We start from the raw sequence: 17490 nt of genomic DNA on the forward strand, positions 1-17490 counted from the left end.
AATTTACAAAAAACAGTTGAGAATTTTGGAATAGCAAGCATGATTTTGCTCAAGTATTTTTACCACTTTTACGCACCTGCTTATAATGTTTTTTCGTTTCAGGGCCAAGCTTTTCTATTGCATAAGAAAATGCAGCAGAATGCATTGTTTCTGCATATTGATCCAGAAAAAGCTGCAGTCTTTTCGGTTCTTTCTTTCCGGCTTCTCTTATCCAGCTTCCCACAGCTTTATTCACCAGTTCATTAGGATCATGGACAAGGATTTCAGCGATCTTAAATGTGTCTTCAATATCATTTTTTCTGATAAAAGCATGAGTGCTTACGATGGCGGTCCTTCTTTTCCAGGGATTTTCAGATTTTGCCAGTCGGTACAAAATATCTCTTGGTTTGTCTAACAAATAATCACCGACGATATTTCTTGCTCCACGGTCTACAAAATCCCAATTGTTCAAACGGTCATGACGTTCAAGATACAGTTCAAAAAGCTCTTTCCTCCTTTCTTCAGACGTCTTTTTGTTCCCGGCCTGAAAATCCATAATACTCACCGCACCCATTCTCATTTCATAAAAATCACTATCCAGGAGTTTATTGATTTCTACCGGTGGCATTTCAGAGAATTCTTTAGCTGTACTAAAAACATCTCCAAATTTTACTCCAAAATGTTTTGTCACCCCATCATTGCCTTTAAAAAATTTTTCAACTTTATCGATTTCCTTTTCATTCCTGAACGTCGATAGCTTTTCTATGAATTGTGATGCAGTCATGGTTTTTATTTAAAAAAAAGATCTCCCGCAGATTAAACAGATCAGACACCTCCTTTTACTAAAAATCTGTGTAATCTACTTAATCTGCAGGAGAGATATATTAAATATCGGCTACTACTTTCAGCATTTTTTCTTCCCATTCAGGATCTTTCGGATCAAAGAACAGTCTTTTTCCTGTATCTAACGAACGAACGATGTTCATTTCCTCTTCACTCAGTTCGAAATCAAAAACATTAAAGTTTTCTTCAATTCTGGAAGGGGTCACCGATTTTGGAATCACTACAAATCCTTCCTGAAGGTGCCATCTTAAAATTACCTGCGCTACTGTTTTATCATATTTGCCGGCGATTGCTTTTAATTCAGAATTGTTGAGAAGATCTGCATTTCCATTTCCAAGAGGACTCCATGGCTGGGTGATGATATTGTTTTCTCTGTTGTACACCTGAAGTTCCTTCTGTTGAAATACCGGATGCAGTTCGATCTGATTGATCACCGGAACAACTGTTGAGTTGGCTTTTAATTCTTCTAATTTTTCTACAGTAAAGTTACATACTCCAATCGCTTTAATCTTACCTTCACTGTATAGTTCCTCCAAAGCCTTCCACGTACCCAGGAAATCTCCGTAAGGCCAGTGAACAAGATACATATCCAGATAATCCATCTGCAGTCTTTCCAGTGTTCTGTGAAAGGCTTTTTTAGCCTGTTCGTAGCCATGATCCTGAACCCATACTTTAGAAGTAATAAACAGGTCCTCTCTGCTTACACCGCTGTCTCTTACCGCCTGCCCTACTGCTGTTTCATTTTGGTAAATGGCTGCAGTATCGATCATTCTATATCCTGTCTGGATAGCTTTTACTACGGCTCTTTCACATTCGTCGAGATTTTCCATCTGCCAAACTCCAAAGCCTAATGCCGGGATATCCACCCCGTTATTTAAGGTCACTACAGGCTGCCCTGTATATGTTTTGTTTTGCATAATTTTTAAATTTCAATTTTAATATTAATGTATTGCCTAACAAATTTGCGATAAAAATTCGGGATTTCTACTTACCATTTTTACGGTTTTTCACACTGATTAGAGGCTATTTCCAATATTTTTTACCTACCCCGTCTTTTTGCTCTGCAAAAATCCACCCCTTCAAAGAAGGGGAATCACTATTTCTCCCAATACTCCAATTTCTAGCTTCTCATCTCTTATTTCTAGTCTACAATTAACTATTTTTGTAAAAACCAAAACAATGTCGCACTCAATAAGACTGGCTCAGTCCGAGGATTATCCAAGAATTATGGAGATCTGGGAATCTTCTGTAAAAGCAACCCATGATTTTCTTTCCGAAGAAGATTTTAATTATTTTAAAGAAGTGATTCCCCGGGATTATCTTCCCAATCTGGAAGTTTATTTAATTACAGAAAATAATCAGTCAGAAGGTTTTGCTTCTGTAGCAGAGGGTAATCTGGAAATGCTTTTCATCCACAGTGAGATGAGAGGAAATGGATATGGTAAAAAGCTGTATGAATTTATGAAAGAGAAAACCGGGCTTACAAAAGTAGACGTCAATGAACAGAATCCTCAGGCCATAGGATTTTACGAAAAAATGGGGTTCAAACAGACGGGAAGATCAGAAAAAGACGGTTCAGGAAAAAGCTATCCTATTATTCATATGAGCCTTTAATAATGGAGAAATTTACTTTTAAAAAGATGGATCCAGGCTCAGCTGTTCCTTATGAACTTTTGCTGCTTGCAGATGAAACTATTGACGCTATTAATCAATACATTTTTGATTCTGACATTTATCTTTTAAATGATGGTGTTCAGGATATAGCTGTGATTGCATTGTACAAAAACGACAGCACAGAACTGGAGATTAAAAATATGGCGGTTCTTGAAGGTCTTAGAAACAAGGGAATTGGCAGCCTGCTTATAAATAAAGCTAAAGAAATTGCCAAAGAAAGCGGCTATACAACTTTAGTTGTAGGCACCTCTGATACCGGATTTCAGCAAATTAAATTCTATGAAAAGAATGGATTTATAAAAAAGGGAGTACGCAAAAACTTTTTTACTGAAAATTACCCACTCCCTATTTATGAAAACGGTTTACAGATGCGGGATATGGTCGTTCTTACTCATGACCTTTCTGAATAATCCTTTGATATGATCGATTTCAGACTGGTAATTTGTCTTTTTTCTGCATCCGAAATACAGCGTATTTTCAAGTTTTTTCTCACCTTCCCAGATCAGTTTGAGATCTCCGCTTTCTATTTCATTTTTGCAAAGGAAATCGGGAACAACGGCCAATCCGGTTCCGCCTTTCAGACAACGAATGATTGAATTTAAATTCGGAACAATATAATTGGGACGGAAATTCGGTTTATGTCCGAAATTCATGATCCAGAACTGAAACAAATGTTCCATATCGCCTGTTGTTCCATACCATTTTTCCTGTTTCAGCCATTCTTCAATGTGCTCGGTTCCTTTTTCTTTAACTACATCTTGAAAACTTTCAATATCCACCTCCTTTCCTCCTACCAGGATGATCTGTTCGGATGAAAATGCTTCATGTTCAATATTTGGTGAAACTCCTTTTTTGGGGGTTATAATCAGATCCAGAATTCCTTTGTCCAGCTGATCCAGCATTTCCGGGTATTCTCCAAAACTGATGATGAGATTAAAAGGTAATGTGGAAACATACTGTTCCAAAGTTGTCTGAAATGTTTCAAAACACATGCCCACACTGATTGTAGGCGTCAGCTTTTCTGTAGACTTCTGAAAGTTTTTCTCCACATCTTCCAACCTGCCGATAGGATCAGACACAGCATTAAACAAGACTTTGCCTCTTTCGGTAGGAATCATTTTTCTTCCGGTTCTGTCAAATAATTTATAGCCTACATACGCTTCCAGAGAACTTAAATGAAGACTTACCCCCGGTTGTGAGATAAACAGAGAATCTGCAGCACCCGTGAGTGTTCCGGTTTTATATATCGCTTTAAAAGTGCGGTACCATTCTAGATTGACCATAACTTCAATTATTAATATTCTGATGCAAAATTACAAAATAATTATAATACTGATATTAAAATCAAATGATCCTGAGTTTTTTGACGATAAGCAGAATATAAAATGCTTTAGAAGATAGATGCTTTTTCATTTTTCAGAAAGGCGGCATAATAATCAGGAATTCCACTTTCCCTTATACCACGGACAGTTTCTTGAAGTGGATAAGCAATCTGAATAATTTCAGGTATCATTTGTTCTTCATCCATAGTCAGGACCAGATAGGAAGCCAATCGGTTTTCTTCTTTCGAACGGCCAACAGAACCACAGTTGACAGCCCATTTCTTATTCTCAAATGACTTTTTAAATGACAAATGGGTGTGCCCCATCACGACGATATCAGATTGGGAATCTTCGAGCATTTCGACAAAAACCTCATCGTTTTCAGATTCATACAGATAAGTATCGTTACTTGACATACTTGAATGCACAAGCTGAATAGTCCAATGCTTCTTCCCTATTTTATAGTTTAATTTTAAATGGAAAGGAAGCTCTGAAAGAAATTTTTTATTCCCGGCTGTAATTTGATTTCTGGAATGATCAATCGCAATGAATCTTGCCTCCGTTTCTTCTTTCGAATGCTTGGCCAAAGGGATCACGGGAATATCAAAAGCAATTCTTTCGTCATGATTTCCCATCAGACACGGAATGTTCAGATTCTTTATCTTTTCAGTGACTTCATTTCCCCATGGAGCAAAATCAACCAGATCTCCCAAACAGAACTTTTGCTGAATTCCTCTTTTCTCTATATCCTCAAGTACTGTATTCAGTGCTGGAAGATTTCCATGCACATCGCTAAAAACCGCAATCTGTATCATATCCATTGAATTAATCAGAACAAATTTACAGGAGAAATTACACAACAAGATTAACATTCTGTATGACATTTCACATGAATGACAAAATTTAAACTATCATTATTATAATAGTTAGTTATGATTTATGCTATTTTTATTATACAACACCCCGAACTAACTTTGCATCATAAAATTTAAACAATCATCAAAATGAAAAAAGTATTGATCATCAACGGAGGACAAAATTTTGGACATTCCGGAGGAAAATATAATGATACTATTGCAGAAAACACCTTAGAGGTCCTTAAAAAATTCAACAATATAGAAGTAAAGACTACCCAGGTGTCGCAAGGCTTCGATAAAGATGAAGAGGTAAAGAAATTTGTTTGGGCAGATCTTATAATTTACCACACCCCAATCTGGTGGTTCCAGCTTCCCAACGGTCTAAAAAAATACATTGACGAAGTTTTCACCGCAGGGCATGCTAAAGGAATTTATATGAGTGACGGAAGAACAGCAGAAAATCCGCAGATCAATTACGGAACAGGAGGCATGCTGGGCGGAAGAAAGTATATGGTGACCACCAGCTGGAATGCTCCTGAAACCGCCTTTACCCTTCCTGGAGAATTCTTCAATGAAACAAGTGTTGATAATGGACCATTATTTGGTTTCCATAGAATGAATGCCTTTGTTTCTTTGGAAAAGATGGAAAGTTTTCACTTCCATGATGTAGAGAAAAATGCCAATATAGAGCGCGATATGAAACGTTACAGAGAGCACCTTGAACATGTTTTTGCACAGGAATTAAAACCACAGTTAGTCTAATGAAAATTTATCTTACAGCAGTTATCAAATCGAAGGAAGAACATCAAGCAGAAGTTTTGGAGGTTCTTCAGAATATGGTGAAAGAAACCAGAAAGGAGGACGCATGCGAACTCTACCATCTTCATCAGGGAATCGAAGACAAAAATCAGTTTATTTTCTACGAAATATGGAAAAGCGAAGAAGGGCTGGCACAACACAACCAGCAACCTTACATTCAGGCTTTTGGAGCGATCGCAGAAGAAAAATTACAGGAAAAACCACAAATCTACACGACCCATATTATTTAATATGAAAAAATTAGCATTTTTATTTATAACCCTATTGACCATAGGATATATTCAAGCACAACACCAAAAATCTAATCGTATGAAAAAGAAAATTTTATTCGTCGTGACCAGTCATGACAAAAAAGGAAGTACCGGTGAAGATACCGGCTATTATCTTGGAGAAGTATCTCACCCCTGGGAGGTTCTTCACAAGGCAGGATATGAAATTGATTTTGTAAGCCCCAAAGGAGGAACTCCCCCCGTTGATGGATTTGATCTAAAAGATCCCGTTAATAAAGAGTTTTGGGAAAACAAGGAATATAAAAATAAGATTGACCATTCTTTTGAGCCTTCCCAAGTGAATCCAGATCTTTACAGCGCGATCTTCTACGCAGGAGGACACGGAGCTATGTGGGATTTTGCTGATCATACAGAGTTAGCAGATATTGCTTCAAAAGTATATGAAAACGGAGGTATCGTTGCAGCAGTATGTCATGGTCCGGCTGGTCTTGTGAATATTAAGCTGAACAACGGTAAATACTTGGTAGACGGCAAAAAAATCAATGCTTTTACCAATGAAGAAGAGGCTGAAGTAAAACTAACAAACGTGGTTCCTTTCCTTCTGGAAAACAAACTGAAAGAAAGAGGAGCAAAATTTGAAAAATCAGGACTTTGGCAAAATCATGTGGTAACCGACCAAAGAGTGATCACAGGACAGAATCCTCAGTCTGCAAAAAGTGTAGGTGAGGCGATCTTAAAAGAACTTAACAAATAATCAGATCTTTTTAAACACAAAAGGCTCAAAATTTTTAACAGTGAAGTTTAATGCTTTGCCCATAAAAAGATCACATAAGTTTTAAGAAAATCTTCAGGTTTCCCGATAACAATTATTGAACCGATGAGAATTCCCCTCCCTTGGAGGGGTGGCGAAAATTCGAAGAATTTTTGACGGGGTGGTTCGGGGTTGTTAAAGACAAAAGCCATTTGTGGTTAAAAATATTAAATAAACATTCAAGACAAAAATGGAATACAGAAAATTAGGAAATACGGAACTGGAACTCTCTGCAATTACTCACGGAGCATTCGCTATCGGAGGAAATATGTGGGGAGGAAATGAAAAACAGGATTCCATCAATTCAATTCACGCATCTCTGGATCACGGTGTAACTTCCATTGATACGGCTCCTTTCTATGGTTTCGGACTCAGTGAAGAAATGATTGGAGAAGCCATCAAAGGAAAAGACCGTTCAAAGATTCAGTTATTAACCAAATTTGGTTTGGTATGGGACGGAAGCAACAATGGAAAGGGCGAATTTTTCTTCGATGCTGAAGATGAAGGTAAAACGCTTCCCGTTTATAAATATGCTTCAAAAGCCAATGTAATCAAGGAAGTGGAAGAAAGTCTGAAAAGACTGGGAACAGACTATATCGACCTTTTACAGCTTCACTGGCCGGACGGGACAACGCCTGTCTGCGAAACAATGGAGGCTATGGAGCTTATGATACAGCAAGGCAAGGTTCGTGCGGCAGGAGTCAGCAATTATACTGTTCCACAGATGCAGGAAGGTAACAGAACGCTTCACTTAGCCAGCAACCAGGTTTCTTACAGCATGCTGAACCGTTCTATTGAAAGCGACCTTGTTCCCTACTCTTTAGAGCATAATTCAGGAATTATCGTTTACAGTCCAATGGAAAGAGGTCTTTTGACCGGAAAATATTTCAAACAGGATCAATTAAAAGAAAACGACCACAGAAACGGGTATTTCTCACAGTTTGATCTCCCTAAAATAAAAACCTTCTTAGAAAAGATAGAACCGCTTGCTCAGGAAAAAGGGGCTTCCCTTTCACAACTGGTACTAAGATGGACTACATTACAGCCAGCGATCACTGTAGTTTTGGCCGGAGCCAGAAATGCACAGCAGGCTATTGAAAATGCCAGAGCAATGGCTATTGAATTTTCTCAGGATGAATTGAATTTCATCAATACAGCGCTAAGCGAAATTTAATCTTGTATGATCAGTAAACTTTCTCTACCGGGACTGTTTACTGATTTTCTCTCTTTTAACATCCACACATTACAAAAAATGAAAAAAAATCTGATCAAAATGTTCGGGTTGGTTATCTTATTGACCTATACCAGCATCCCTATAAAAGCTCAGAACCTGAGTATCAATCCTAGAGATCAATCATGGTATCCTTCTGTTTATGGAGCCAAAGATGAAATAGGAGCTGCTAATCTCCTAACGGCAGAAGTGGTAAAACAGGCGATAGGATTGGTGAAACAAGGCAAAACGCTTTCTTTGGCTGTTCCTATTGATAAAAATCTGCCGGCTTTCAGACACAGAAGCTTTAATCTGTATAATATCCAGCCGGGAGAACAGGGAGGAAAAAGCATCGGTCCCAATAAATTCACATTCAATGATGAGCTTGTCAATGGATGGACAGGGGTAGGAACTCAGCTTAACGGCATTGGACATATCGGAATTGACAATATCTACTACAACGGAAATAAAGCAGTTGACTTTGTAACAGTAGAAGGTGTCAGAAAATTAGGAATTGAAAAGGTTCCTCCATTCGTCACCCGCGGTGTGGTTTTAGATATGACCGCTTATTACGGGAAAGCTATAGTTCCGGGAGGTACGGAATTCACAGTTGCAGATATTGAGGCTGTTTTAAAGAAGCAGGATATCACGCTGAGAAAAGGAGACATTCTTCTGTTCAATACCGGCTGGCTGGAGCTGATCGGTAAAGACAATCAGAAATTTTTAGAGACAGAACCGGGTATTGGTATGGAAGCAGCGCAATGGCTTGCTGAGCAGGGAATTGTTGCTTTCGGTGGAGATACATGGGCTTCAGAAGTTTATCCTAATCCAAAGTCCAAAGAAGAATTTCCAGTCAATCAGTTTATGCTGACGAAAAAAGGAATTTATAATCTGGAACTGATCGACAGCCGTCCATTGGTGAAAGATAAAATATGGGAGTTTTTACTGGTTCTGGGGCAGCCTTTATACGTAGGATCTACTCAGGTGAATGTCAATCCGGTTGCTATCTATTAATCTCCCTTACGGGTTGGTAATTAATACGTAATTTGATCATGCCTAATCTAAAGTAAATCTTATGAAATCTCTTTTAGTTAAAATCTTTGTTGTGTTACTGATCAATATTGCAGGTTCAAAAATAATGGCACAGCAGCGTTCTTCCTCAAAAGCACCAAAATATACTCATACAAAAACCGGATATCTCATGGTATTGAGAGAGGGTGATGATGTGATTGGTGAACTTGAAAAATTAGCAAAAGCAGAAAAGGTTCCTTTTGCCAGTTTTACAGGAATTGGCTTTGCCGGAGAAGTTACTTTTGGATTTTATGATTTTAATGCAAAAAAATTTAATCCCAAAACATTTAATAAAGTAGAAATGGGAAGTCTGACGGGCTCTATTGCATGGAATGAAAAAGGACCTTCCCTTCATATTCATGGTGTGGCAACCGATGATCAATTCAATGCGTATGGCGGGCATATTCTGTCCCTGCACGTAGGAACGGGCTCAATGGAAGTCTATATCACAACGAATGATAACAAGCTGGAAAGAAAAATCGAACAGCCCCTGAATGCGAATGTGTTGCAGCTTGAACATCAGCACTAAAAATTATTCTCTGTTTTAACAGCAAAAGAGCTCTTCACTGTTTGAAGAGCTCTTTTTGTACATAACTTTAAAACGGAAAACTATTTTGCAATAGGTAAATGAGTACTTACGGCAATTCTATTCCACGCATTAATCGTTACAATAGCCATGATGATCTGCGCCATCTGTGCATCATCAAAATACTGTTTAGCCTTTTGGAAAGTTTCCTCTGAAAGACCGTTATGGCTGATGAGGGTAATTTCTTCTGTCATTGCCAAAAGTACCTGCTCTTCTTCTGTGAACAAATCCTTTGCTTCTCTCCATCCATCAAGAATGAAAATCCTCTGTGTTGTTTCTCCATACTTAATAGCATCTTTCGTATGCATATCAAGACAGAAAGCACATTTGTTGATCTGTGAAGCTCTGATCTTAATTAATTCTTTTTGAATGTGGTTTAATGAAATCGTCTGAAGGTATCCTTCCAATCCCATCATTGCTTTGTAAGCAGCTGAATCTACTGTGGCAATATTTAATCTTGCGCTCATAATATTATAATTTGTTGGTTAAATGATCTATACTAAAAAAATACTTCGGCTGAACGGCCAGTAAAAATGCACCTGCGCTTCCTACCCAGACAGAATAATCCAGGGGAGCCTTAATGCCTAATGCCATGGTCATGGACAAAGCAAAGACCAGCAGAAGCAATCCCGCTCCGTAAGCTCCAATTCTGGTTTTCCAACCAATAAGAAGCATCACTGGAAAAAGTATTTCAAAAAAAGTTGCGGTATAAGCAGAAAACACACTTAATCCTTCAGGAAGAAAAAAAGTCAGTTTTCGGGTGTAAGTTTCAAAGTTCTCCCAGTTGCCCCAGGCAGCATTTTTACCCCATAAACCCAATCTGTCTGCTACTGCTGAAAGCATAGTCACAGAAATGGCAAGTCTTAGAAATAACTGTGGAAACTGAACGTTTTTATCTGTCATGATATTGGCTTTTAATAACATGACAAATCTCCGACTTATATTTCGTAAAAATCTTAAACTGGTTTAAGAACGTAATTTCGCCCTTATTTCGCTCAGATATTCAGGAGTAAGATTTAAGAAAGAAGCTATTAAATACTGAGGAATTCTTTGGATAAACCAGGGATATAAAGTACTGAAATGTACGTACAGCTCTTCCCGGGACATTTCATAAAGGTAGCGGATTCTTCTTTCCGAAGCGGCATATGCCCTTTGGTAAATCATCCTGAAATATCTTTCCATGACAGGATGTTTCTTCAGCAAAAGCTCCTGTTGCTGAAGATCAATAACCAAAACTGTAGAACGCTCTACCGCCTGAATACAAAAATCAGATTTGACCTGTCTTTCATATGCAAAAGTATCTGTGATCCACCAGTTTTCTATGGCAAACTCTGTTGTCTGCTCTGCTCCTTTCTCATTCACAAAAAACTTTCTCAGACAGCCTACAGAAACAAAATACATTGATCTGCAGATCTCTCCACTAAGCATCAGGCTCTGCTTTTTCTTCACTTCTATTTCCTGGAAAAAAGAAACTATAGAAGCATATTCTTCATCAGTAATGGTAACAAATTTATTTAAATGCGCTTTGAAAGTATCCATCTTTGCAATTGAGTAACCAAACTTAACTTTATTTTTTTAGTTTTACAATTACAAAATAGTAAATCATGGAACTCATTGCTAAAATTCTCATCGCCATTGTGGCACTGGAGCATATTTATATCCTGTGGATGGAAATGTTCGCCTGGGAAACCAAAGGAAAGGAAGTATTTAAAGCAGCACTGCCGGCTGAAATGTTCAAACCAACAAAAGGTCTGGCTGCCAATCAGGGACTTTATAATGGTTTTCTTGCCGCAGGACTGATCTGGTCTTTTCTGATTGAAGATCCGAAATGGCAGACTAATATTTCGCTGTTTTTCCTGAGCTGTGTGGCAATAGCCGGAATTTACGGGGCTGTTTCTGCAACAAAGAAAATATTTTTTGTACAGGCACTACCTGCAATACTGGCCATTATTGCTGTCATTTTCAAATAATTTTATAATGAACATTCATAGCCTATTGAATATATGGGAATAGAATTAATAGACTATAAAGATAGAGGATTTGAGATATCGGATTTTTTTTATGCAGCTGGCCCTGTATTATATTAATGAAGAATTAAGAAAAGAACCGTATATTTTTACGAATAAATACTCTCTTGAAGAATACCACAAAAGTGTAACAAAAGGCCATATGGTTGGGTGGTTTGCCTTCTTATGGGATTCATATATAGTAAACCCTTTTGAAGAACAGACCATGATTGATATTCTTTTATTATCCTGATCTAGTTTGACTTTTTTTAAATAAAATTTATGTGAGAGACACACTCCAAATAATTATGCCCGGAGTCGTCTACGTGATTATATGTTGTGTTGTTAATTCGGATTGAACTGAATGTTAAAATACTTTAAATAATCCTCTATTGGTTCCAGTCCCATTTCTTTTCTTCTTTCGTTTACAGTTTCAGGATTTTCTAATTTATACAATTTACCATTTTCTATTTGTGAACCATATATTTGGGGTTTTCCTTCGTCCATTAACATCTTATCTTTCATCAATGCATATTGCTGTTTAGATAAGTCTCCATTTTTTACCGCTTTCTCTATTTGTGGAAAATACTTTTTTCTAATTTCTTCAGTACTATGTTGCAGTCCCAACCAGATTGCATCCATTTGTCTTGGACCCACCTCCTTTAATGTCGGCATACCACACTTTTCAATAATGCTAATCACTAATTCCTGATTCCTGTGATCTTCTTTAGCGTATTTGATGAGTTCATTTGATTTTCTAATCCTTTGGTCACTTTCTAAAACTTCGCTGAGGATTTGTCGTTTTTTGCTGCAATCGACTTCAATAATATCCACCGAACCTACATAGGCAAATTTATCCCTATTCATATATAGAAATATTGATATTATTAAAACAAGAGCGGTTAATATGCTGAATAATATTTTCTTTATTTTCATTTCGATTTTTATATCATATTCCAATATAGATTGACCATTTTTGGTTAAAAATTCATTGTAAAAATAGGAATTATTTTTAAGCGCACGCTCTAAAATATGTAAAGATGAACAGTATTTTTATCCAAACAGAGATTTTTGTGCATCACAGCAAATGTCTTTTAATGGCTACAAACTTCAAAGGGTTTGTTCTGTGAACGGTGTTTTTCAAAGTATAGACCTAAGTCCTGCATCTATTCATGATATTCACTTTTTAAAGGACATTAAAGTTTAGCAAAGATTACAGCTCTTACAATTGTTCAATTTATTAATAAAAACTATTTAAACAAAAAAATCAACAATCTAAAATCAAGTATATTTTAAAATGCACAACGGGTTATTCAATACATTTAAATACACTTTTAATAAAACCTACATCTCTGCGTAGATCTAACTTAAAATCATACTTCCTGATGATACAGATCTTTTTTTTTTGTGAAATATTTATAATGTGTAAACCCCTTTCATTCTTTAAATCAACCTACCCCATCGACTCCTTGATCTTCTCCCGATGAATAATTCCCCAATTCACCAGAGTTTCCGTTACCGGAAAAACTGATTTACCGTATTCTGTAACTGCATAAGTTACAGTGATGGGTTTTGTATCCTGAATCGTTCTTGTGATGAGAAGATTCATTTCCAGTTCTTTCAGTTCTTTGCTGAGCATTTTAGCAGAGATCCCGGTAATACCCCGCTGCAGTTTTTTGAAATGGATGTGTTGATCCGTTCTATTGGTGAGGTACCGAATGATCATCAGCTTCCATTTTCCTCCCAAAACATCCAGACTGTCGCGCATCGCAAATAATTCTTCCGTGCAGCTGGCCTCTCTTTCTATTCCGTTTTCTATGATTTTTGCCATAATAGTTTCATTAAGGTAACTAGTTACCAATAGTTAACTGGTAGCAAATATAAACTATTCTCTTTTTACATTTGTCAATCAAATTACCCATATGAAAGCCATTATATTAAATGAAAATTTCCAGCTTAAAGAAGCTGAGATAGAAAAACCTAAACCGAAAAGTCATGAAGTTCTCATCCAGATCAAAGCCAGCGGTTTTAATCCTATCGATTATCAGATGATTGAGAACGAATTGGAACGGAAGCTTCTCAAATCACCTGTTTTAGGCCGTGAACTATCTGGAATTGTTGTTGAAAAAGGTACGGACGCTCATCAGTTCAATATTGGAGACGAAGTATTCTGTGGAAGCGGATCGATGGGAAGTAACGGTTCTTACGCTGAATACATTGCTGTTCCTGAGGCTATTGTTGCCTTTAAACCTAAGAGTATTTCTTTCGAACAGGCTGCTGCTATCCCTTCAGCAGGACTTACAGGCTTACAGACTGTCAACCGTTTAAAACTAAATAATGATGATACTGTTCTTGTAACCGGAGCAACAGGCGGAGTCGGTTCTTTTGTCATTAAGTTTTTAATCGCCAATCGGTTCGAAAAAATTACAGCCACTGTCGGAAGTGAAGAAAACAGACAGATCCTCCTTGGACTCGGTCTTAAGAATCATCAGATCATTAATTATAAAGACGAAAACCTTGCCGCTAATCTTTTAGAAGCAAATAACGGCCAGCTTTTCGATTTCGGAATTGATTTGGTGGGAAATTATATGTCTGAAATTACTGCCGATGTTTTGAAAATCAATGGTACTTACGTGGATGTAACCGCATTGATCACCAGGGATGCTCACGAAACCCTTTTCAACAAAGGAACTGTGATTATGAATATTTCCAATTATTCCTACAGTATGAACAAGGAATATGAATACTACAAAGGAAACTTAGAGGAGATTTCAAAACTAATTGAAAATGGAATTATCAGTCCGCCCAACTACAAAACAATAGGAGATCTTTCTCTGGATACGGTGTTAAAAGCCCATTCCCTTCTTAAAAACAATCAGACCCAGGGTCATAAACTCATCATGAAACATTAATATACCTTATGAATACCATCCCAAGACGAATTGTAACAGGAATAAAAAACGGAAAATCTGTTATTGTGGAAGATCAGGTGACAGAAAATGCAGTGGAACATCTTCCGGGTCTCATTATTTCAGATATCTGGAATACCCAGAAAACGCCGGCAGGATTAGATCCTGAAATCCGGATTCCCAATACCGGATTCCCGCAAACTCCCAAAAACGGAACCTATTTCCGTTACGTGGTCATTCCACCGGATAAAGACCTGGGAGTAGAATTCAAAGCCGGAGAACCTCACCCGATGATGCATCAGACCCAGACCCTGGACTATATTATTATTCTTTCAGGAACGCTTTACCTGATGATGGAAGAAGGAGAAACCCTTCTCAAACCCGGAGATATTGTGATCCAACGAGGCACCAATCATGCGTGGAGCAACAGATCGGATGAACCCTGTATTCAGCTCGCTGTATTGATTGATGCAGAAAATTAGATTTAAAAATTTCTCCGCGGTATAAACATTTGACAGGAAGTAAAAACTGTGTCATCCGGATAATCTGCGAGAATAAAAATCTTATGAATCAGTAAACGCAAAGGCGCAAGTTTTTTCAACCCAGAAAAAACTTGCGCCTTTGCGATCAGCAATCAAAAACTACAAAGCAGAAATTTCCAAAAGTTTCTGCTTCATGGTTTCAGGTGTCAATAACCCTTCATGATAATATACCAATTTTTGGTTCTTATCAAGAACAATCCACAACGGATAAACAGGCTGATTTTTATTCTTGGAAAGAGCCAGAGCCAATTCATGAATTCCGGAACTTCCATTGGGAAGATAACCGAATTCCCTGCCTTGGAACCTGATTTTTTCTTTTGTTTTTTCAGTTTCAAAATTCACCATATAAAAATGATCATTGATCAGATCAACAATTTCCTGGTCTTTATTCAGGGCATGTTTTTCCATTTTACAGACCGAGCACCAATCTGTATACAAATGAATTACAACAGGCTTTGGATCTTTTTTCATTGATGTTTCAAGATCATAAAAAGTGCCTGTCTTCATCTGAGACAGATAAAAACAGGGCACTAACATTAAAAATAAAATAAAAGTTTTCATTTCAAAGTATATTTTACCCCCAGAAAACCTCTGATTCTCTGCATAGGCGCATAGCCGTATGCTGTATCAAAAGTGTAATGGTTGGGGTTACTTATGGGATCATCAGCAGATTTATCAAATGGGTCAAACGGTCTCATCAGAGGATCTTTCGGTGTAAAATTGAAAAGGTTTTTTACCCCGCAATACACTTCAAAGCCAGATTTGAAACTTTTTGAAACCTGAATATTCGCTAAAGAATAGAAAGGAGAATATTCCGGACGGTAATCGTTCGGCAGTACCGGAAGTCTCATAGGACCGTAGAACTGCCCCGTAAAATCTACAGTCAGATCATTCGCAAACTTATAGGAAAGATTGTACGTTCCACTCCATTTCGGTGCATGCAGCTGCTGTGATTTCTTATTTTCGCCATCAAACTTCTGGTAAACATCTAAATAGGTCACCCCTAAATTGACACTCAAAGGAAAGCTGAAGTTAAAATCCACATTCAGGGAAGCTCCCCTGGAAATTCCATAGCCTTTAAGGTTATCATAAATAATTTTATCCGGGTCGGTATCAAAATCCCCTACAATCTTATTACTGAAATAAGTATAAAATGCAGAAGCATCAAGCTGAATCATACGGGTTCCCACCGGAATTTTCCAGATATAATTTAAATTTCCGTTGACCGATTTTTCAGGTTTAAGGTCAGATTTAATCAGTACTTCTCTGGAACCTGTCAGTGCAGCATGATCTTCTGTAAAGAGGTTCACTACTCTGAATCCCGTTCCAAAATTGAACCTCAATGTATGATAGGGATTGGGTGAAAATTTCCAGGCAAATCTGGGAGAATGAACTTCGTGATGAATCTTGTCATAATCAAAACGGTAGCCTGCCAACAAGGTATTCTTATCATTAATTTCCCACTGATCCTGGACAAAAACTCCCCAGATCGGAGATTTCATAGGTGCATTGGTGGTTCCGTCTCCTGATAAAGTTCCCGGCGTATTGTCATCATAGAAGGTTCTTTTAAAAGTAACTCCTCCTGTCAGATCATGATTTCCCAGTTTCTTGCTCCAATAAGTCTGTGCAAAAGCCACTTTTTGAAGGGCATTATAAGGATTGCTGCCATAAAAAGAATTCTGATCATGATAATTATACGAAAACTGAGTGACAATATATTCTTTTAAAGGCCATTGGTACAGTCCAAAAACCTCTGCCCTGTTGGTATAAATACTTTCGCCATATACATCTCCACTTCCACGGTGTGATCTGTTCCACTGCATTTCTCCACCAAAACGGTCTTCGTATAAATATCTCATCGCAAAACTTGCCTGACGGTTTTCCTTTCTCTGAAAATTCCATTTGTTAAAAACAGAAACTCTGCTCTGCAAGGCGGCATCAGTGAAATTATCTTTATTCTGATCTATTTTTTCCTTAAAACTGAAATAATTTAAGCTTAATAAAGAGGCCGCATTTTTACCAACGTTAAATTTCGTCGAAACATCAAGGTTATTTTCACTCCAGGTACTTGTCATCATATCGATGCTCAGTTTGGGAGCGGTCAATGCATTTTTAGTAATAATATTGATCACTCCGCCCATCGCTTCAGAACCATAGATGGAAGAAGCCGGACCTTTTACCACTTCTATCCTGTCGACAAGGCTGTTCGGAATTCCGCTCAACCCATACACCGTAGAAAGAGAACTCACTATTGGCATTCCATCGATCAGGATCATGGTATAAGGACCTTCAAGACCGTTGATGTGGATGTCTCCTGTGTTGCAGACAGAACAGTTCAGCTGAGGTTTTACTCCATTCACCATTGCAATGGCTTCAAAAATACTTGGAGTAGGATTTTTCTGGAAAAACTTCTGACTGTAAACCTCTACGGCAACAGGACTTTTTGATCTGCTGAAAGGTTTGATCGATCCGGTAAGAACAACATCATCGATATTGCTCATCTTGATTTTCGCCCGGGAAACTGCTGTTGAATCTGGCTTTATATTTTGCTGTAAACTCAGGCTGTCGGTCTCCTGAGAAAAACAGTAGGAAGATAAAAGGGTAATAGAAAATAGTATTCGCTTCATGAAA

General features: G+C 37.7%; 22 protein-coding genes and 1 pseudogene. 12 read left to right on the plus strand and 11 right to left on the minus strand.

Going from position 1 to position 17490, the window contains the following annotated elements; all coding sequences use genetic code 11:
* Nucleotides 1-49: 49 nt before the first annotated feature.
* Entirely contained in the window at nucleotides 50-763 is a 714-nt protein-coding gene (locus IW16_RS07600) for a DNA alkylation repair protein (RefSeq protein ID WP_034741744.1), read from the minus strand.
* A gap of 100 nt (nucleotides 764-863) precedes the next feature.
* Nucleotides 864-1739: an aldo/keto reductase gene (locus IW16_RS07605; protein ID WP_034741747.1), complete on the minus strand. Its 876-nt coding sequence runs from the start codon at nucleotides 1737-1739 to the stop codon at nucleotides 864-866.
* A 262-nt stretch (nucleotides 1740-2001) separates the two neighbouring features.
* On the opposite strand from IW16_RS07605, the gene IW16_RS07610 reads away from it, so the two are divergent.
* Entirely contained in the window at nucleotides 2002-2436 is a 435-nt protein-coding gene (locus tag IW16_RS07610; RefSeq protein WP_034741750.1) for an acetyltransferase, read from the plus strand.
* A gap of 2 nt (nucleotides 2437-2438) precedes the next feature.
* Complete coding sequence (locus IW16_RS07615) at nucleotides 2439-2906, plus strand: GNAT family N-acetyltransferase (RefSeq protein WP_034741754.1); 468 nt, start codon at nucleotides 2439-2441, stop codon at nucleotides 2904-2906.
* Here the strand turns inward: IW16_RS07615 and IW16_RS07620 are convergent.
* Nucleotides 2859-3779 carry a LysR family transcriptional regulator gene (locus tag IW16_RS07620; RefSeq protein ID WP_034741757.1) on the minus strand — a complete coding sequence of 307 codons (921 nt, stop codon included), beginning with the start codon at nucleotides 3777-3779 and terminating at the stop codon, nucleotides 2859-2861. The genes IW16_RS07615 and IW16_RS07620 overlap by 48 nt on opposite strands.
* 107 nt (nucleotides 3780-3886) lie before the next feature.
* Complete coding sequence (locus tag IW16_RS07625) at nucleotides 3887-4633, minus strand: metallophosphoesterase family protein (protein ID WP_034742737.1); 747 nt, start codon at nucleotides 4631-4633, stop codon at nucleotides 3887-3889.
* 189 nt (nucleotides 4634-4822) lie between these two features.
* Between IW16_RS07625 and IW16_RS07630 the strand changes: the two genes are divergently transcribed.
* From IW16_RS07630 to IW16_RS07655, 6 genes are all read left to right on the plus strand, one after another.
* Nucleotides 4823-5437, plus strand: coding sequence for an NAD(P)H-dependent oxidoreductase (locus IW16_RS07630; protein WP_034741760.1), 615 nt, complete (start codon nucleotides 4823-4825; stop codon nucleotides 5435-5437).
* Nucleotides 5437-5724, plus strand: coding sequence for a putative quinol monooxygenase (locus tag IW16_RS07635; protein WP_034741762.1), 288 nt, complete (start codon nucleotides 5437-5439; stop codon nucleotides 5722-5724). The genes IW16_RS07630 and IW16_RS07635 overlap by 1 nt, the downstream gene beginning before the upstream one ends.
* 79 nt (nucleotides 5725-5803) lie before the next feature.
* On the plus strand, nucleotides 5804-6478 hold the full coding sequence (locus IW16_RS07640; RefSeq protein WP_034742739.1) for a type 1 glutamine amidotransferase domain-containing protein: 675 nt from the start codon (nucleotides 5804-5806) through the stop codon (nucleotides 6476-6478).
* Between the two features lie 247 nt (nucleotides 6479-6725).
* The gene (locus IW16_RS07645; RefSeq protein WP_034741765.1) at nucleotides 6726-7709 is read left to right on the plus strand and encodes an aldo/keto reductase; all 984 of its coding nucleotides are present in this window, start codon (nucleotides 6726-6728) and stop codon (nucleotides 7707-7709) included.
* Nucleotides 7710-7787: 78 nt separating this feature from the next.
* Nucleotides 7788-8759: a cyclase family protein gene (locus IW16_RS07650; protein ID WP_051890057.1), complete on the plus strand. Its 972-nt coding sequence runs from the start codon at nucleotides 7788-7790 to the stop codon at nucleotides 8757-8759.
* Between the two features lie 61 nt (nucleotides 8760-8820).
* Nucleotides 8821-9345 (plus strand): PPC domain-containing DNA-binding protein, encoded by a 525-nt coding sequence (locus tag IW16_RS07655; RefSeq protein WP_034741769.1) that lies wholly within the window; start codon nucleotides 8821-8823, stop codon nucleotides 9343-9345.
* Nucleotides 9346-9425: 80 nt separating this feature from the next.
* Here the strand turns inward: IW16_RS07655 and IW16_RS07660 are convergent, their stop codons facing one another.
* The 3 genes from IW16_RS07660 to IW16_RS07670 form a co-directional block, all read right to left on the minus strand.
* Complete coding sequence (locus tag IW16_RS07660) at nucleotides 9426-9869, minus strand: carboxymuconolactone decarboxylase family protein (protein ID WP_034741771.1); 444 nt, start codon at nucleotides 9867-9869, stop codon at nucleotides 9426-9428.
* A gap of 4 nt (nucleotides 9870-9873) precedes the next feature.
* A complete protein-coding gene (locus IW16_RS07665) occupies nucleotides 9874-10305 on the minus strand; it encodes a DoxX family membrane protein (RefSeq protein ID WP_034742744.1) in 432 nt (143 codons plus the stop codon).
* Nucleotides 10306-10368: 63 nt separating this feature from the next.
* Complete coding sequence (locus IW16_RS07670) at nucleotides 10369-10941, minus strand: Crp/Fnr family transcriptional regulator (RefSeq protein ID WP_034741773.1); 573 nt, start codon at nucleotides 10939-10941, stop codon at nucleotides 10369-10371.
* Between the two features lie 65 nt (nucleotides 10942-11006).
* Between IW16_RS07670 and IW16_RS07675 the strand changes: the two genes are divergently transcribed.
* The gene (locus tag IW16_RS07675) at nucleotides 11007-11372 is read left to right on the plus strand and encodes a DUF1304 domain-containing protein (protein ID WP_034741775.1); all 366 of its coding nucleotides are present in this window, start codon (nucleotides 11007-11009) and stop codon (nucleotides 11370-11372) included.
* A 381-nt stretch (nucleotides 11373-11753) separates the two neighbouring features.
* Here IW16_RS07675 and IW16_RS25640 read toward each other — a convergent pair whose 3' ends face one another.
* Nucleotides 11754-12344: a DUF6624 domain-containing protein gene (locus IW16_RS25640; protein WP_131327858.1), complete on the minus strand. Its 591-nt coding sequence runs from the start codon at nucleotides 12342-12344 to the stop codon at nucleotides 11754-11756.
* 79 nt (nucleotides 12345-12423) lie between these two features.
* Here IW16_RS25640 and IW16_RS26880 point away from each other — a divergent pair.
* Nucleotides 12424-12606, plus strand: a pseudogene (locus IW16_RS26880) (IS982 family transposase); the annotation flags it as partial.
* A 255-nt stretch (nucleotides 12607-12861) separates the two neighbouring features.
* On the opposite strand, the gene IW16_RS07690 reads toward IW16_RS26880, so the two are convergent.
* On the minus strand, nucleotides 12862-13239 hold the full coding sequence (locus tag IW16_RS07690) for a winged helix-turn-helix transcriptional regulator (protein ID WP_034741780.1): 378 nt from the start codon (nucleotides 13237-13239) through the stop codon (nucleotides 12862-12864).
* Nucleotides 13240-13330: 91 nt separating this feature from the next.
* Here IW16_RS07690 and IW16_RS07695 point away from each other — a divergent pair, with 91 nt between their 5' ends.
* Nucleotides 13331-14320 (plus strand): NADP-dependent oxidoreductase, encoded by a 990-nt coding sequence (locus IW16_RS07695; RefSeq protein ID WP_034741783.1) that lies wholly within the window; start codon nucleotides 13331-13333, stop codon nucleotides 14318-14320.
* Between the two features lie 8 nt (nucleotides 14321-14328).
* Complete coding sequence (locus tag IW16_RS07700; protein WP_034741785.1) at nucleotides 14329-14799, plus strand: cupin domain-containing protein; 471 nt, start codon at nucleotides 14329-14331, stop codon at nucleotides 14797-14799.
* A gap of 159 nt (nucleotides 14800-14958) precedes the next feature.
* On the opposite strand, the gene IW16_RS07705 is transcribed toward IW16_RS07700, so the two are convergent.
* Entirely contained in the window at nucleotides 14959-15420 is a 462-nt protein-coding gene (locus IW16_RS07705) for a thioredoxin family protein (protein WP_034741787.1), read from the minus strand.
* Entirely contained in the window at nucleotides 15417-17486 is a 2070-nt protein-coding gene (locus tag IW16_RS07710; RefSeq protein WP_034741789.1) for a TonB-dependent receptor plug domain-containing protein, read from the minus strand. The genes IW16_RS07705 and IW16_RS07710 overlap by 4 nt, the downstream gene beginning before the upstream one ends.
* Between the last annotated feature and the right edge of the window lie 4 nt (nucleotides 17487-17490).

This window comes from Chryseobacterium vrystaatense, from assembly GCF_000737765.1.
Classification (GTDB): domain Bacteria; phylum Bacteroidota; class Bacteroidia; order Flavobacteriales; family Weeksellaceae; genus Chryseobacterium; species Chryseobacterium vrystaatense.

Coding starts and splice junctions, on each gene's coding strand:
- IW16_RS07600 (WP_034741744.1), bottom strand. CDS start 763: ATGACTGCATCACAATTCATAGAAAAGCTATCGACGTTCAGGAATGAA.
- IW16_RS07605 (WP_034741747.1), bottom strand. CDS start 1,739: ATGCAAAACAAAACATATACAGGGCAGCCTGTAGTGACCTTAAATAAC.
- IW16_RS07610 (WP_034741750.1), top strand. CDS start 2,002: ATGTCGCACTCAATAAGACTGGCTCAGTCCGAGGATTATCCAAGAATT.
- IW16_RS07615 (WP_034741754.1), top strand. CDS start 2,439: ATGGAGAAATTTACTTTTAAAAAGATGGATCCAGGCTCAGCTGTTCCT.
- IW16_RS07620 (WP_034741757.1), bottom strand. CDS start 3,779: ATGGTCAATCTAGAATGGTACCGCACTTTTAAAGCGATATATAAAACC.
- IW16_RS07625 (WP_034742737.1), bottom strand. CDS start 4,633: ATGATACAGATTGCGGTTTTTAGCGATGTGCATGGAAATCTTCCAGCA.
- IW16_RS07630 (WP_034741760.1), top strand. CDS start 4,823: ATGAAAAAAGTATTGATCATCAACGGAGGACAAAATTTTGGACATTCC.
- IW16_RS07635 (WP_034741762.1), top strand. CDS start 5,437: ATGAAAATTTATCTTACAGCAGTTATCAAATCGAAGGAAGAACATCAA.
- IW16_RS07640 (WP_034742739.1), top strand. CDS start 5,804: ATGAAAAAGAAAATTTTATTCGTCGTGACCAGTCATGACAAAAAAGGA.
- IW16_RS07645 (WP_034741765.1), top strand. CDS start 6,726: ATGGAATACAGAAAATTAGGAAATACGGAACTGGAACTCTCTGCAATT.
- IW16_RS07650 (WP_051890057.1), top strand. CDS start 7,788: ATGAAAAAAAATCTGATCAAAATGTTCGGGTTGGTTATCTTATTGACC.
- IW16_RS07655 (WP_034741769.1), top strand. CDS start 8,821: ATGAAATCTCTTTTAGTTAAAATCTTTGTTGTGTTACTGATCAATATT.
- IW16_RS07660 (WP_034741771.1), bottom strand. CDS start 9,869: ATGAGCGCAAGATTAAATATTGCCACAGTAGATTCAGCTGCTTACAAA.
- IW16_RS07665 (WP_034742744.1), bottom strand. CDS start 10,305: ATGACAGATAAAAACGTTCAGTTTCCACAGTTATTTCTAAGACTTGCC.
- IW16_RS07670 (WP_034741773.1), bottom strand. CDS start 10,941: ATGGATACTTTCAAAGCGCATTTAAATAAATTTGTTACCATTACTGAT.
- IW16_RS07675 (WP_034741775.1), top strand. CDS start 11,007: ATGGAACTCATTGCTAAAATTCTCATCGCCATTGTGGCACTGGAGCAT.
- IW16_RS25640 (WP_131327858.1), bottom strand. CDS start 12,344: ATGAAAATAAAGAAAATATTATTCAGCATATTAACCGCTCTTGTTTTA.
- IW16_RS07690 (WP_034741780.1), bottom strand. CDS start 13,239: ATGGCAAAAATCATAGAAAACGGAATAGAAAGAGAGGCCAGCTGCACG.
- IW16_RS07695 (WP_034741783.1), top strand. CDS start 13,331: ATGAAAGCCATTATATTAAATGAAAATTTCCAGCTTAAAGAAGCTGAG.
- IW16_RS07700 (WP_034741785.1), top strand. CDS start 14,329: ATGAATACCATCCCAAGACGAATTGTAACAGGAATAAAAAACGGAAAA.
- IW16_RS07705 (WP_034741787.1), bottom strand. CDS start 15,420: ATGAAAACTTTTATTTTATTTTTAATGTTAGTGCCCTGTTTTTATCTG.
- IW16_RS07710 (WP_034741789.1), bottom strand. CDS start 17,486: ATGAAGCGAATACTATTTTCTATTACCCTTTTATCTTCCTACTGTTTT.